The organism is Lactococcus cremoris subsp. cremoris KW2 (genome assembly GCF_000468955.1).
Taxonomy (GTDB): domain Bacteria; phylum Bacillota; class Bacilli; order Lactobacillales; family Streptococcaceae; genus Lactococcus; species Lactococcus cremoris.
This window is the reverse complement of record NC_022369.1, coordinates 280674-295694: the sequence shown is the minus strand read 5'-3', so window position 1 is coordinate 295694 and position 15021 is coordinate 280674. Positions and strand designations below refer to the sequence as shown.

Annotated in this window: 18 protein-coding genes; 6 read left to right on the top strand and 12 right to left on the bottom strand. The window is 36.4% G+C overall.

The features are described 5' to 3' along the window. Nucleotides 1-131 precede the first annotated feature (131 nt). The 5 genes from KW2_RS01500 to KW2_RS01480 form a co-directional block, all read right to left on the bottom strand. Complete coding sequence (locus KW2_RS01500) at nucleotides 132-1691, bottom strand: bifunctional metallophosphatase/5'-nucleotidase (RefSeq protein ID WP_041168674.1); 1560 nt, start codon at nucleotides 1689-1691, stop codon at nucleotides 132-134. A 6-nt stretch (nucleotides 1692-1697) separates the two neighbouring features. After that, nucleotides 1698-2507 (bottom strand): phosphonate ABC transporter, permease protein PhnE, encoded by an 810-nt coding sequence (gene phnE / locus KW2_RS01495; RefSeq protein ID WP_011675354.1) that lies wholly within the window; start codon nucleotides 2505-2507, stop codon nucleotides 1698-1700. A 19-nt stretch (nucleotides 2508-2526) separates the two neighbouring features. Then, nucleotides 2527-3339, bottom strand: a complete 813-nt coding sequence (gene phnE / locus KW2_RS01490) for a phosphonate ABC transporter, permease protein PhnE (RefSeq protein WP_011834378.1) — start codon at nucleotides 3337-3339, stop codon at nucleotides 2527-2529. Continuing rightward, nucleotides 3340-4080 (bottom strand): phosphonate ABC transporter ATP-binding protein, encoded by a 741-nt coding sequence (gene phnC, locus KW2_RS01485; RefSeq protein WP_011834377.1) that lies wholly within the window; start codon nucleotides 4078-4080, stop codon nucleotides 3340-3342. Nucleotides 4081-4196: 116 nt separating this feature from the next. Further along, nucleotides 4197-5246: a phosphate/phosphite/phosphonate ABC transporter substrate-binding protein gene (locus tag KW2_RS01480; RefSeq protein ID WP_021036673.1), complete on the bottom strand. Its 1050-nt coding sequence runs from the start codon at nucleotides 5244-5246 to the stop codon at nucleotides 4197-4199. 298 nt (nucleotides 5247-5544) lie between these two features. On the opposite strand from KW2_RS01480, the gene KW2_RS01475 reads away from it, so the two are divergent. Further along, nucleotides 5545-6336 carry a hypothetical protein gene (locus KW2_RS01475; RefSeq protein ID WP_021036672.1) on the top strand — a complete coding sequence of 264 codons (792 nt, stop codon included), beginning with the start codon at nucleotides 5545-5547 and terminating at the stop codon, nucleotides 6334-6336. A gap of 118 nt (nucleotides 6337-6454) precedes the next feature. Further along, complete coding sequence (locus KW2_RS01470) at nucleotides 6455-6745, top strand: hypothetical protein (RefSeq protein WP_021036671.1); 291 nt, start codon at nucleotides 6455-6457, stop codon at nucleotides 6743-6745. A gap of 40 nt (nucleotides 6746-6785) precedes the next feature. Here KW2_RS01470 and KW2_RS01465 read toward each other — a convergent pair whose 3' ends face one another. The 5 genes from KW2_RS01465 to tsaB are packed head-to-tail and all read right to left on the bottom strand — an operon-like array spanning nucleotide 6786 to nucleotide 9744. Further along, the gene (locus tag KW2_RS01465; protein ID WP_011675349.1) at nucleotides 6786-6986 is read right to left on the bottom strand and encodes a DUF4649 family protein; all 201 of its coding nucleotides are present in this window, start codon (nucleotides 6984-6986) and stop codon (nucleotides 6786-6788) included. A 14-nt stretch (nucleotides 6987-7000) separates the two neighbouring features. Next, nucleotides 7001-8026, bottom strand: a complete 1026-nt coding sequence (tsaD, locus tag KW2_RS01460; protein WP_011675348.1) for a tRNA (adenosine(37)-N6)-threonylcarbamoyltransferase complex transferase subunit TsaD — start codon at nucleotides 8024-8026, stop codon at nucleotides 7001-7003. Between the two features lie 2 nt (nucleotides 8027-8028). Next, nucleotides 8029-8499 (bottom strand): ribosomal protein S18-alanine N-acetyltransferase, encoded by a 471-nt coding sequence (rimI, locus tag KW2_RS01455; RefSeq protein WP_011675347.1) that lies wholly within the window; start codon nucleotides 8497-8499, stop codon nucleotides 8029-8031. Next, nucleotides 8496-9065, bottom strand: a complete 570-nt coding sequence (gene rimI / locus KW2_RS01450) for a ribosomal protein S18-alanine N-acetyltransferase (RefSeq protein ID WP_011675346.1) — start codon at nucleotides 9063-9065, stop codon at nucleotides 8496-8498. The genes rimI (KW2_RS01455) and rimI (KW2_RS01450) overlap by 4 nt, the downstream gene beginning before the upstream one ends. Then, nucleotides 9019-9744, bottom strand: coding sequence for a tRNA (adenosine(37)-N6)-threonylcarbamoyltransferase complex dimerization subunit type 1 TsaB (gene tsaB, locus KW2_RS01445; RefSeq protein ID WP_021036670.1), 726 nt, complete (start codon nucleotides 9742-9744; stop codon nucleotides 9019-9021). The genes rimI (KW2_RS01450) and tsaB overlap by 47 nt, the downstream gene beginning before the upstream one ends. A gap of 337 nt (nucleotides 9745-10081) precedes the next feature. Between tsaB and KW2_RS01440 the strand changes: the two genes are divergently transcribed. The 4 genes from KW2_RS01440 to KW2_RS01425 all read left to right on the top strand — a co-directional run bounded on the left by KW2_RS01440 (nucleotide 10082) and on the right by KW2_RS01425 (nucleotide 13185). Further along, nucleotides 10082-10312, top strand: coding sequence for a DNA-dependent RNA polymerase subunit epsilon (locus KW2_RS01440; RefSeq protein ID WP_011675343.1), 231 nt, complete (start codon nucleotides 10082-10084; stop codon nucleotides 10310-10312). Between the two features lie 193 nt (nucleotides 10313-10505). Beyond that, entirely contained in the window at nucleotides 10506-12191 is a 1686-nt protein-coding gene (gene rnjA, locus KW2_RS01435; protein ID WP_021036668.1) for a ribonuclease J1, read from the top strand. A 167-nt stretch (nucleotides 12192-12358) separates the two neighbouring features. Beyond that, complete coding sequence (locus KW2_RS01430) at nucleotides 12359-12712, top strand: MerR family transcriptional regulator (RefSeq protein WP_011675341.1); 354 nt, start codon at nucleotides 12359-12361, stop codon at nucleotides 12710-12712. Nucleotides 12713-12747: 35 nt separating this feature from the next. After that, a complete protein-coding gene (locus tag KW2_RS01425; RefSeq protein WP_011834369.1) occupies nucleotides 12748-13185 on the top strand; it encodes a nuclear transport factor 2 family protein in 438 nt (145 codons plus the stop codon). 14 nt (nucleotides 13186-13199) lie between these two features. On the opposite strand, the gene add is transcribed toward KW2_RS01425, so the two are convergent. After that, complete coding sequence (gene add / locus KW2_RS01420; protein WP_021036667.1) at nucleotides 13200-14234, bottom strand: adenosine deaminase; 1035 nt, start codon at nucleotides 14232-14234, stop codon at nucleotides 13200-13202. A gap of 300 nt (nucleotides 14235-14534) precedes the next feature. Beyond that, on the bottom strand, nucleotides 14535-14978 hold the full coding sequence (locus KW2_RS01415; RefSeq protein WP_011834367.1) for a SprT family protein: 444 nt from the start codon (nucleotides 14976-14978) through the stop codon (nucleotides 14535-14537). Between the last annotated feature and the right edge of the window lie 43 nt (nucleotides 14979-15021).

The following is a 15021-nucleotide window of genomic DNA, read 5'->3' as shown; positions in this document are numbered from 1 at the left end:
CTTTGAATAAATAAAGTATATCAGGAAAAACTTTAGAATAACTTAGCTTATTCTCAAGCAAAACTTAATAAAAAAATTACTGACAGTAATTTTTAGCGCTTTATTAATGCTAAAAAATCTGTCAGTAATTATTATTTTAAAATCTTAAAATTATGATTGACAGTCGCTTGAATCACAGGATGATTTTTCAAATAAGCCGCAATCAATTCTGTCATGTCCACTGTTATTTCTCTGACAATCTTGTCTGCAGAAAACATTGGATAATTTCCACCACCGACTGCTCGATACTGATTGACTACAATTTCTAAAAACTCCTCACTGGCAACTGGACGTCCCTCAAAACTTAAGTTCACAATTCGCTGACCAATCTTTTTCTTCAAATCAATAGTATAATCAATGCCTTCATACATATCATAATTATAATACTCAGGTTTAGGTTCAACAAAGCGAGGACTAAAAATAATTTCTCCCTCATCATTAATTTCAAGATGTTCAGCCGTTCGTTCTAAGGCAGCTTTTAAATCAGACCCTGTCACTCTTAAAACAGCTAAAGTATTAGGATAAATATAATTTGTCAAAATTGAGCGCATTGTAATTTGTTCATCAAAACCTTTGGCTTCATTGTTAAAAAGCGCTGTCCCCGAAATTTTGGCAGCTGTTGCTTCCATTTGTATTTTATTTATCAGTTCAATATAAGGATGCTCATTAATGCGTGCGGCCATTGGATCCAGAATTTTCATGTTCCCCAATACTTTTCCCATTGGCTGGTCTAACCATTCTTCTGTTTCCTTACTGATATCAGAAATAAGTTCAACCACATCTGTCGAAACTTTTGACTCGGCTGTTCTATGAATTTTGGCTTTTGAATGGGTAATTTTTTTTTGCTTATCTAATTCTAGCTCAATTTCCCCAACAAAATCCCCTCGAAATCCGGGCTGAATCACGGGAACTCCTAAAACATGTTGAGCAATTTCCCGATGCTGATGTCCTGTGACTAGAGCGTCAATCAATTCTCCATATTCCAATAATAATTGGTAGGCTTCGTTTTCTCCTGTTAAGCTTTCCGTAGGGATTCCTGTCACTAAATCTCGTTCAAATCCCCCATGATAAGCTACAAGAAGCACATCAACGCGCTGACGTAAGTCGGGTAAAATTTCTTTGGCAGCTTCAACAATCGATTGAAAAGTTAAATCTTTAATTGTAGCTGGCTGTTCCCAATGAGGAATATACTGAGTCAAGAAACCAACAATTCCAATTTTCAGCCCATGTTTTTCAATGATTTGATAAGTTGGTCCAAAAACTGGTTGTCCTTTTTTATCTAAAACATTGGCTGCTAAAATAGGATAATTGACTTGCTTGACATACGTTTCTAAATACTCCAGCCCATAATTAAACTCATGATTCCCTAGTAAGCCAACGTCATAGCCAAAAGAATTTGTGACATTGACTAAATCTTTGATGCCTTCCTTTGCTTTTTTTGCCAGATAGTAAGCCAGAGCAGACCCTTGCAAGATGTCGCCATTTTCAATTTTTATGACGATTTCTCCTTTTTGTTCAGAGGAGCTTGTCAGTTCGTCCATTTTAGTTCGAGCTTTAGCAATCGAAAAAGGTAAATCCATGTCTTTTTCTGTAAAATTTGTGGGAAGAACAAAGCCATGCAAGTCACTTGTTTCAAGAATTCTTATCTTCATCATCCTTTATCCTTTCGCTAATTTTTTTCTAATTCTTGATGAAATGAGTTCAACAAAAATGATTAATACTAAAAGTCCGAGTAAAATTGCTCCAACAGACGACCATTTATAGCCAGACATTGCAAAACTCAATGGCGCACCAATCCCTCCAGCACCGACCAAGCCCAAAATGGCAGCATCACGAAGATTCATATCTAAACGATAAAGCAGGATGGAGTAAAGATCTGGTAAAAGTTGTGGCAAAACCCCAAAGCGAATTTTTTGAAAAGTTGTGGCACCAGCTGCATCCATCGCTTCAATGACCCCCATATCCAAATCCTCAATGGCCTCAATAAATAACTTTGCAATCATCCCAATGGACTCAAAACCAAGCGCCATCACACCAGCTGACGAACCTAAACCAACAACTGGAATAAACAAAAGGGCATAGATAAATGAAGGAATCGTCCGAATAGCCATTAAAACAAAACGAATCAAATAAGCCAGCCAGTTAGGAACCAGATTTGTTGCCGCCAGAAAAGATAGTGGAACAGCGATAATCGCACCGACCAAAGTTCCAAGAATCCCAATAGCAAAAGTTTGCAGCAAGAGATAAGCCAAACCTGTTTCAGTGAAATTGAAAATTAAACTACTATCTGGATGAAAAATCCCTGTGAAAATGTTTTTAGCAATTAAAGCACCATGTTCTGAAACTCCGTGATAATGAACAACCGAGGTCGACCAAATTGAAATAGCTAACAAAATGATAAAAATCAAAAGATAATAAAACCATTTTTTAGGACGTCGATTGTATTCTTCAATAATTTGTGAATTCATTTTTCCTCTCATTTCATTCCTAGGCAATCTTCTTGCGAATGAGTGCACTGACAGAGTCTATAATCATGACCGTAACCAAAATCGAAACCAAAATCATGCCGACACTGGCAAAATCTCGAAAATTTACACGGTCATTTAAGATATTTCCAATCCCACCTGCACCAACATAACCTAAAATCGCTGCATAACGAACATTTCCTTCAAAAGCATAAAGGGCAGTTGAAAGATAAGTAGGTAAAACTTGAGGAAAAACAGCAATAAAGAAGGCTTTTAAGGGACTCACTCCTAAGGCCTCTGCCGCTTCAAATGGACCCATATCAACCGTTTCAATGACTTCAAATAATTGTTTTCCGATAAAAGAAAAAGTAAAAATAAAAATCGCAACGACCCCAGCAAAAGTCCCCAGTCCAAAAATATAAGTCGCAATCAAAGCTAAAACTAGCGTCGGCAAAGTTCTTGCAAGCATGAAAATAAAGCGAATGATTCCATTTACTAACCGATTTTTAACGATGTTATTGGCTGCTAAAATTGCAAAAGGGACCGCTAATAAAGCTCCCAATAAGGAAGCAAAAAAGCTCATTTTAATCGTATCAAGCAAAGGAGGAAGTACCTTATCAAAGTAAGACCAGTTTGGTGGAAGCATACTTGCTAATTTTTGTAAAAAGAGCCCACTTCGACTAAGCGCACTAAAGTCAAAATTTGTAAGAAGTACAGATAAACCGATAATTATAATAATAATTATCCAGTAAATCCAAGTACGACTGACTTTTTCTTCAACCACTTCACCCGTGAGGAGTTCTATTTTTTTGGGCTTAAATATTTTATCGTACATTTAAGCCTCTTTTCTATAAACTTCATCTAAAATTTCTTTGGTTACTTCTTGTGAGGGGCCATCATAGACAATCTTTCCTTTTTTGACGGCGATAATTCGTGAGGCATATTCTAAGGCGAGTTCAACATGGTGAATATTTAGTAAAATCGTTTTATTGAGCTCTTCGTTAATTCTTTTAAAATCATCCATTACTTCTTTAGCCGTCACTGGGTCAAGGGCTGAAACAGGCTCGTCAGCCAGTAAAATTTCACTTTCTTGTGTCAGTGCACGCGCAAGTGAAACCCTTTGTTGTTGACCACCAGAAAGTTGATCAGCCCGGATATATGCCTTGTCTAAAATTCCTACTTTATTCAGAGAATCTAAAGCAACAAGTTTATCTTCTTTTGAAAATAAGCCAAAAATCACTTTAAATAAGTTCATGTCTGGGACACGAGCAAACATAACATTTTTTAAAACAGTCACTCTAGGCACTAAATTATAGGATTGAAAAATCATTCCGACGTGGCGTCGAAATTTTCTTAAGTCTTTGCCTTTTAGTTTTGAGACATCCGTATCATTCACAAAGAGACGACCGGAAGTCACATCATTTAAACCATTAACACAGCGAATAAGGGTGGATTTCCCCGCTCCTGATGTCCCAATAATGGCTACAAATTCTCCTTGGTCAATTTGTAAGTTAACATCTGTCAGACCTTTTGTGCCATTTGGGTAAACTTTTGACACATTTTCAAATTTAATCATCACTTCTCCATTTCTATATGAAGCTTCTATTTTATTTATTATTGCTTCATTTTCACAAAAAGAGTCTGGAACTCAACGAGTAACCCAGACCCTTTTAAAATGATTTTATTTGTTCATTAGTTGGCTTTACTCATTTCATTTGCCACTTTAATGGCTGTTTTATAGTCATCTTTTGTTGAATCAACATAGCCATCATGTGAATAAATCGCAATAACTTTCTTGCCTTCGGCAGTTTTGGACATATCTTTAATCGCTGTTGAGAGCGCCTTTTTGAACTCTGGTGTCATAATTTTAGATTTTTCTGAAACCATAATTCCGTCATTAGCGATAGCAGGGGTTACTCCAATCACATTTGTATCATCCCAAATGCTTCCTTTTGCACCAAAAGTTGTGGTCCATTTTGTTGCTTCATCTAAACGAGCATCGGCATATTCAGGCATAACATCAATTTGTCCTGAGGCAAGTTGAGCCATCGCTGAATCGTAAGAATCCATCGTTACTGTATTTTTCAAATCACGAATTGATTGTTTAAAATTATCTGTCAACCATTGTGAAGGATACATATATCCCGCAGCAGATGAAGTCGATTCAAGCCCCCATTTTGCTTCATTCAAATCTTTCCATGTCAAAGTTCCATCGTTGGCTTCTTTAGCTAATTTTTTACCCATTGGAGAATTACCAGCAATGATTAATGAGCGATATGAAGTCACTTCTTTATCAGTCTTTGTTGTTGGTTTGTGTTCATTCCAATATTTTGCTGAGGTTGAGGCATCATTTGAAAGTCCTTTACGTGTTGCCATCAAAAGTGGCGTTGAACCATCTTGATACATCGCATAGGTTGTGGCTGACATTCCATATCCGACATCAACTGAACCCGCATCAAGTCCTTCACCAACCGCTTGATAGTTTGTTCCAACGCTTGTATCAATTTTTTTAACGGTATAGCCTTGTTTTTTCAACTCAGACTTCAAAATATTGGCGATTGGTTTAGTCGCTGTGGTGATATCATCTGGATTTTTTGAGGGAATAAATGAAATCTTCAAATCCGAAATGGTTTTACTATCTGATTTTGAAGCAGAACTGCTATTTCCACAAGCCGCAAGTAGTGATAGGGCAATTACCGCGCCTGCTGTAAGTCCAATGACTTTCTTTGATGTATTTTTCATTTTAAAAATGAATCTCCTTAAGGTTTTTCTCAATCGGTTGATGAATTGTGCTCTTCACAAAATAATTCTAACCCTTTTTTTAAGCCTTTACAATGACCCTTTTGTAAATATTCTGTTAATAGTTATCATCGTTCGTAAATATCGAACTTTACAAGGCTATTTCAAGTAAAAATATTATATAATACATCTTTTTTTATAAAATACATCTTTTTCCTTAGGGGATGTTTGTATATACCAAACATTTAGTTCAAAGTTATTTCATTGATAACGCTGACAAATTTTCTGCTATAATAAAGTTATGAAAAATTTAACTTTTACGGTCACTCTGTCTGATTTTGGTTTAGAAATTCATCTTCCATCAGAGGCCCGTTTACTTCTCTTGGAACAAAACAATGCGCGTTTTGATTTAAATAATGATGAACTTTTCTTTTTATTAAAAAAAGGACAGATTAAAATGATAGCTAATGACTTAGAATTAATTCCTAAGTTAGAATTTGATAAGGTTGTGATTCTAAATGTAAAAGCTTATGAATTAGATGCAAATTATCTGACTCAGTATTTGGTCAATTTGGCTGAGGAAGCTGGAATTAATTTGCGTGATAAGGCAGAACCACTTAAAATTCCTAATAATATCGAAAAAGCTTGTGCAACTTATGCAGATGAATTTTTAAGTGCACTCGGCGCTTTTGGAATTAAATTAGAAAAGAAAAAAGCCTTCTCTCCCAAAGCGCAACATCGTTGGAAAAAAGGACTTTCAGAAATTGAATTTTTTGTTAAACGACCAGACAGTCAAGCCACGATTATTTGGCAAAAATCTAACGAATTGGTCATTAAAGCGGGGGCAAAAATCGCTGAAAGCGGAGGAATGAAATCAGATGGTACACCTGGTTTAGCTTATCGTTTCACGCAAACGCTTAGAGAAGAGCAAAAAGAAAACTGGGACCCTAAAACTTTCATAACCACTGCTGATATTGTCTTGAAATCAGTCAATGAAGTCGGACATTTTCTCTATTTTGCTGGAACGAATAGCTGGCTACAATTAGTTGACAAAGAGGGACGCAGCATTCACGAACTATCTGTAGTACAGTAATTTTGATTGACTTAAGATTTAAAAAATTCTTCCGATAGTTGGAAGGTTTTTTTAATTCAATTTTTTCTTGTAAATTTATTTTTTATAGAGTTATAATGTTTAAAAAGGAGGCGGTTACATGACTACTGCTTATCTGCTTTTGGGCAACGACTTATCACTAGAAACACAGGCTGGCTTACCAATCGGAAAAATGTTTGCTTACAAAGAAATGGAAAAACCATGGCTAAAAAAGGCTAAAGAGCTCGTTGGCTATGAAGCTCAACTTCAAAAAATATATTTGAGCGAATTACTGACGAAGAAAGGTGAAATAATTGATTATATCCTTTGTTATCCAGAGCTCAAAGTTCATCTGAAAGAGCTTAAAGAAAGTTTTCCACAGACTAAAATATTAATGATAAACCAACTCTAACTAAAAAAAGTTACTGACAAATTTGTCAGTAACTTTTTATTTACTTCATTAATTCATAATAGAGCTGACCCATATTTCCTTGAAAATCAAGGACTTCATCAGCAATTTTTACTTCAACAACTTCGATTTCGTCTGCAATGGCATTGTAGTCACTTTGTTGAAGGGCTAAAAAATCGTTGACCCCATCAAATTCTTCAGTAAAGGTCATACCATTCTGAAGTTTTCCGATTAATTTCATCATTAAAATTCTCCTTATTACATATCTTCAAAAACAAGGCTAGGTTTAGCATTTAAGTCTAATCCTGCTTGAACATTTTCAAGACCTTTTTTCCATTCAATGTAGGCTGCTGCTGCAATCATACCGGCATTATCCCCACAAAGGCGCAAAGGGGGAATGATTAATTTTTCGTCAGTAATTTCTGCTGACAGACGCTCACGTAGGCCTTGGTTTGCTGATACTCCACCGCCAATAATTAAAGTTTTGACAGGGTATTTTTCCATAGCCAATTTAGTTTTAGCCATCAGTACATCAACAACTGCTGCTTGAAAAGAAGCTGCCAGATTTTCTAAGTCATTGGCAATCACATCATTGCCTTTTTGATTTTCATTATGTACAAGATTGATAAAGGCTGATTTCAATCCGGAAAAGCTAAATTCTACTTCATGTGTGTTCATCATAGCTCGTGGGAAATTGTAAGTGTCCTGACCTTTATGGGCCAGTTCATCAATGACTTTTCCACTAGGATAAGTTAATCCCATCACCCGACCGACTTTATCATAAGCTTCACCAGCCGCATCATCCCGTGTTTCGCCAACTTTTTTATAGCTTCCTTCTTTTTCAACGTAAACCAATTCAGAGTGTCCACCTGAAACCAAAAGAGCCATGGCCGGATATTCGATGGTATCGACTAAACTCGCCGCCATCAAATGCCCTGCCATATGATTGACAGGAATCAAAGGCAGATGGTTGGCCCAAGCAAAAGTTTTTGCGGCCATGATTCCAACTAATAAAGCACCGTTTAGTCCTGGACCTTCTGTCACCGCAACGGCTGTCAGTTGGTCAGCTGAAATTTCCGCTTCTTCAAGCGCTGCTTCAATACAAACGGTAATTTGTTCTACATGATGACGGCTGGCAATTTCTGGCACAACCCCACCAAAACGTTTATGACTATTGATTTGACTGGCAATGATATTACATAATAATTCACTTCCATTTTTTAAAATCGCCACTGAAGTTTCATCACATGAAGTTTCAAAGGCTAATATATAATTATCTTTCATTTTTAAAATTGCTCTTTTCTCATTAACAAAGCATCTTCAAGAGGTTTGTCATAGTAATTTTTTCTTGTATGATAAATTTCAAAACCGAATTTTTCATAACATTTTTGAGCAGCAAAATTTGACTGACGAACTTCAAGAAATAAAGTTCCTGTAAATCCTGATAATTCTGTCAGTAAAAGTTTTGCTAAACCTTGTCCTTGAAAATCAGGATGAATGGCGATATTGGTCACTTCTAATTCATCCATCATTGTTGAAATGGCTAGCAGACCAATTAATTGCTCATCTTCTTCTAGTAAAAAGTATTCCGAATTTTCGTTTACTAAATCACTCGATATATAAACTTGTGACCAAGGCGACTGTCCATAAGCCACTGATAAAAGTTCATAAATATTGACTGATAACTTTTCCACAGGTGGAAAAGTATTTTTGTCTTTCGACTTATTTTCAGAGTAAGACAGACGTTTTAAATTCATTTTTTTAATTCTTTGACCATCCAAATTGCATCGGCACCATCCTCATAATATTGAGGAAGAAGCTTGTCAGTAACAAAGCCTTGGCGGCGATAGAGCCCTTGAGCCTTTGTATTATCACGGCGAACTTCTAAGGTCATCACATTTTTTCCAAGTGCTGCCATTAGAGATATTAACTGCTCAATCAATGTTGAGGCAATCTGTTGCCCTTGGAAAGCTTTAAAGACAGCCAAATTAGTGACATGTGCGTCTTGACCATGATGATTAATTCGTGTGCCAATAAAACCAACAACACTACCAGAAATTTCAGCCACAATGAAAAAAGCTTCATCATTTTTGACAATTTCATGTTCAAAATGCGAGAAAGTCCATGGAATATCTCCATTATAAACATCTCGCTCAATCGCAAGTAGAGCCACAATATCCACCCTATCTGCCAACCGATAATGAACACCTTCTCGATCGTGTTCAAGGTCAATATCGGCCATTTCTAAATAACGACGAGGATTAAATTTTTTTCCACTAAACCCTTTGAACGTAGTCGTCAGGAGTGTTTTCAGCTTTTTCATGACTTTCCAACCATTTCTCTTCAGCCTCAACTTTTTTGAGGTATTTTGGCACAAAAGCGTGCACATTTTCAGGAACTAAATTTTCGGCAATTTTTGCAATTTCATAAGCTGACGGAAGTTTTTCCAAGCTGTCAGCGATGATTTGTTCTTTTGAAAATCCAGCATTTTGAATTGCATCAACAAAATTTTCAGATTCTCCAGTAAAAATTACTTTGCTAAAATCTGAAACTTTTTCTGATAAATCAGCCAAAAATTCGCTAAAATTACAATGTTGGTCGGCAATAACTTGCTGACCATTTTTATAAAGGGCGGCATAAGCATTTCCGCGTCTAGCATCAATAATTGGCAAAACATAGGCTTCATCATCTTGAACACGATTGGCAATCGCAAGTAAACTTGATAGGCCAACAAGTTCTTTATTCAAACTAAAGGCCAGCGTTTTTCCTACAGTTGCAGCAAGCCTCAATCCCGTGTAAGAGCCTGGACCTTGAGCTACTGCAATTCGATCAAGGTCTTTTGCTTCCATGCCAACCTGAGCCATCAAAAAATCAATCGTCGTCATCAATGTCGTACTATGATTTTTTTTCAAATTTAGTGTCACTTCACCAAGCAATAATCCGTCAGTAAGCAATGCGACTGACAAAGCCTTTGATGAGCTATCAAATGCTAATATATTCATTTTTTACCTATAATATTTCTGAAAGTTGTTGATTTATAAGTCACTGATAGGACTGACTGGCAGTTTTAAAGCTAATCTTGTTGATTAATTTCCTGTCAAATCATCCTTTTTAAATAATTTTTTACTTTATCTCGATTATCAGTATCTACTTCCTTATATTTTACCACGCTTGCCTTGCAAGTTCCACCATTATTTTTTAGGAAGCGTTTCATTTGTGAAATTAATGAGCGCAACTTTCCATTTCCTTGCAAATATGCTAAAATGATAATAATTGCAAAGAACAGCAAACACGAACTATTAAGAAAGGAACGAGCTTTTGCTCGTCGTAAATTATAGAATGATTTTTAAAGTTTTCTACCAAAAAGATAACACTCGCTCACCTCGCCGTGAGACAACTGATGCCCTTTATCTCGACCTTGATGTCGCAACTAAAGAAGAAGGGGTTATCCTTGCCCGCGAACTTCTTGCTAAAAATACTGCTTACCATGTTGAGTTTATTGACTCACTCTCAGATGAATCTGTTGAATATGAAAAAGAAACTGGCGTATTTGAAATCACAAGCTTCTAAGACTAACAGGAGTACAAAGGAGAACACTTTAGATTATTGTCAAAAATGACAGCAATCTAAAGTGATTTTCTTGTACCTTTAAATTTAAAAAGGCAGTCTGTATTCAGTCCTGTGACCAAATTTTTAACTCTTGATACTTAACTGACCAATTGTCAGTAAAAATAACTAATAAAATCCAAAGAATAGGAGAAACATGCCAAAACAACTTAAAATAAAAGCTGATGAAGTCGCAGTTTACGCCATTGGCGGACTGGGCGAAATCGGTAAAAACACTTATGGCGTTGAATATAAAGATGAAATCATCATCATCGACGCCGGAATTAAATTCCCAGAAGACGATTTATTAGGTGTTGACTATGTCATCCCTGATTACACTTATATTGTTGAAAATATCGACCGGATTAAAGGGCTCTTCATTACTCACGGACACGAAGACCATATCGGAGGAATTCCTTTCCTTTTGAAACAAGCCAATATCCCTATTTATGCTGGGCCATTGTCACTTGCACTCATCCGTGGAAAACTCGAAGAACACGGGCTTTTACGTGATGCTAAACTCTACGAAATCCACGCCGATTCAGTCATTAAATTTAATCACTTGAGTCTTGATTTCTTCCGTACCACTCACTCAATTCCAGAACCTTTAGGAATTGTTGTGAATACCCCTCAAGGTAAAATTGTAGCGACCGGTGACTTCAAGTTTGACTTCACACCAGTGGGTGAACCTGCTGATCTACACCGTATGGCTGAACTTGGTAGCGAAGGTGTCTTACTCCTTCTTTCTGATTCAACCAATGCTGAAATTCCAACTTTTTCACATTCTGAAAAAGTCGTTGGTGCAAGCATCATGAAAATTTTTGAACGTATTGAAGGTCGGATTATTTTCGCTTCTTTTGCCTCAAATATTTTCCGTTTGCAACAAGCCGTTGATGGAGCAGTTAAGACTGGGCGTAAAATTGTTGTCTTTGGTCGTTCAATGGAAAAAGCCATTGTTAACGGTTTAGAACTTGGTTATATCAAAGCGCCTAAGGGCACATTTATCGAACCAAATGAAGTCAATCAATATGCTTCACATGAACTTTTGATTATGTGTACAGGTTCGCAAGGCGAACCAATGGCTGCACTTTCAAGAATTGCCAACGGAATGCACCGTCATATTACCATACAAATGGGCGATACCGTTGTCTTCTCATCAAATGCGATTCCTGGAAATACTCATGGTGTTAACCAATTGATTAACAAAATCGCTGAAGCTGGAGTTGAAGTCATTTATGGTAAGATGAACAACATTCACACCTCTGGTCACGGTGGACAACAAGAACAAAAACTCATGTTGCGTCTCATCAAACCAAAATACTTTATGCCTGTCCACGGTGAGTATCGTATGCTTAAAATCCATGCTGGACTTGCCCAAGATACTGGTGTCCCTAAAGAAAATTGTTTCATTCAAGAAAACGGTGATGTTCTTGCTCTGACTGCTGACAGCGCCAGATATGCTGACCATTTCCCGGCTGCCGACACTTATGTCGACGGTTCAGGAATTGGAGATGTCGGAAATGCCGTTCTCCATGACCGTCATGAACTTTCAGAAGACGGAATCGTTCTTGCAGTGGCAACCGTTGACTTTGAAAAGAAAACCGTTCTTGCTGGACCTGATATGCTCTCACGTGGATTCATTTACATGCGTGAGTCTGGTGATTTGATTCGTAGTGGCCAACGTGTCCTTTTCAATGCTATACGTGAAGCCATGCATGAAGAAAATGCTAATGAAGCGTCTGTAGCACGTGCGATGCGTGAAGCACTCTCACCATTCCTTTATAAACAAACTGAGCGCTCACCACTTGTTGTTCCAATGATTATGACACCTGATGAAAAATAAAAAATTACTGACAGAACCAAATTCTTATTAGAATGGAAGTCTGTCAGTATTTTTTTATTCAAAATAATCTTTTTTCTTGACTTAAACCTGGTTTAAGCTGATATACTCTAAACATGAAGTAATGAAATAATAAAAACTTCAACTCACTTAAAATGAAAGAGCTAAAAATGCCAACGATTCAAGAAGTTTCTCGCAAATTTAAAGTTTCCTCCTCCAGCATTCGTTTTTACGAGCGTAAAGGTTTCTTAAGTATTCCTCGTGATAAAAATGGCAATCGAATCTTTGACGAGGAAAGTCTAACACGCCTAGAGCTCGTTTTACATTATCGAACAGCTGGTGTCAGTTTGGAAGATATTCACGAAATTTTTAAAAATTACATGAATCATCAAGTTTCCGTTCAACTCTTAAAGAAAACGGCGCAAGATTTGGACAATAAAATAGCGGAACTTGAAAAAACAAGAGTATTTTTAGCAGACAAAATCATTTTTCATGAGCAATTAGCACAAAAAGAAAAAGATTAATTGAGCTATAGCTCATATCTTAGAGGAAAATCAAAATGACCAACAAAGAAGAAATTCACACATTAATCAATAACTATGCGACTTATGCAGACACTCGGCAAACAAAAGCTCAGTTTGACCTTTTCACAAAAGACGGCTCAATGAGCGTTTATTATCCATGGAATAAGGGCAAGGCTGAGGAAATAAATACGTCAGAAAAAATGCTAGCAACCTTTGAAGCCCTCAAACAATACGAAAAAACTGTTCATTTCATTGGACAAGTCGAAATTGCTCTTGACAGTGAAAAGCCAAGGCAAGCAAGTGCCTATGTTTATACTATTGCTCATCATGTCATCACAAAAGAAAATGGGGAAAAATCACTGATGATTGCTTATCTCCGTTATGATGATAGCTTTGAAAAAACAGAATCTGGTTGGAAATTTAAGCATCGTGAACTTCACGCAGATGTCATCGAAAATCGCGATTTAAAATAAAAAAAATCTCTGAATTATTCAGAGATTTTTTTGTATTCTTTGATAAAGATTTGATGAAGTTGTTCTTTTTCTTCCTTGCTTATAAAAGCTCCATCAATCGCATAATGATTAATTTTTTCAAAATCAGCTAGAGAAAAATCTGGATACCAAGCTGATATTTTTTCATATTCTTTATTTAGACTTGTGGCAGAAACTGTCCGATTATCCGTGTTCAAAGTCACATGAAGCCCTTTATCATACAGTTCCTTAAAAGGATATTGTGCAAGCTCCGTCACAGCTTTTGTTTGAAAATTACTCGTAGGCGCCATCTCTAAAACAATTTGTTTTTCAATCATCATTTCTTGTTCGGCTTTGGATAGATTTTTGGTCATAATCCCATGACCAATCCGACTTGCCCCCATGGCGATTGAATCTAAAATATTTTGCTCACATGCTGGACATTCTCCAGCATGAAGTGTCACATTTACACCATTAATTTTTAAATCATGAATCAAATCAACAAATTTTTCTTGTGGATAATTCAATTCATCTCCTGCCATATCAAATCCGACAAGGTGTTCATCAGGAATTTTAGCAAAAAGAGGCAGAAGTTTTTGTAACTTTTGAATTGGTTCTTGTTTTAATCCACAAATGAGTGCATTAGCTCTTATATCAAAATCATTTTCGGCACGAGAAAGACCAGCTATAACGGCTTCCACCGCTTCTTCTAGACTTAGATTTTCTAATAAATGTTGACTTGGAGCAAAGCGAATCTCAATATATTTGATATGATCATCAGCTGCCTGTTTAACAACATCATAGGCCGCCAATTCAAGATTTGTATAGCTTTGTAAAAGAGGCAGAACAAAATCAAAACGTTTTAGATATTCCAGTAAATTTTTGGTATTTTCTGGGGCTTGTGCCTTTTCCAAAATCTCCTCATCGGTCATCGTTATATTCACGCCGGCATTTTTAGCGAGTTCTTTGATACAAGACAAGCTTAGCGAGCCATCTAAATGGCAGTGAAGTTCAACTTTTGGCATTTGAGCAATAATTTCTGATTTAAGCACGAGTATCTCCCTTTTCTTTTTCGTCCAATTTTTAGAGCATGATATAAAAGATTTCGAGCCCAAAAGCTCGAATATTTCTTTCAAAAATGTATTTTTACTATTCTACGCTTTTTTGTCAAAAAAATCAATCCTCATCTCTATTCTTTTCAATACAAGTTGTGGATAAGATTTCTTTGGCTCAATTAACCCTTTTTTGGGAATTTATCCCCAATTTCACGGTACTTATTCACAGCATTTGGGGAAAAAGTGAAGAAAATGTGGATAAATCTCTTAATAATTAATAAAAAACAAACAGAATTGTTAAATTCTGCTTGTTTTTATTTTCAACTGACCACGACATTTTCCACAACGATACTTTTTTGTATCAATTTTTCTTTGTCTGGGATAGTTTTGTCCGCAATTTTGACAGACATAATCATATTTTACTTTTCTTTCCTCTACTGCTGGTGCATAACGAAGGCCACCAACTTGCGCAAGTAATCTTTTAAAGTCAGCATCTTGATGCTTATAACCCCTTTTTGTGCGATAGAGGTGGTAATGAGTTAATTCATGTAGAACTACTCCTTCAAAATCCTCCAGTTCGGCCATTTTAGGGTTAAAATCAAGATGTAAATCTTTTGGAAAAAAGCGACCACCAGTAGTTCGTAAACGCTGATTCCACTTTGCTTCATGTTCAAATGGACGCTTAAAATAGTTTAAAGAAATTTCTCTTACCTTTTTCGTCAATTCTTGATTTGTAAGCACATCTTCTCCTTGGCAAAACAATCTAAGAAGGTTGTCAGTATTT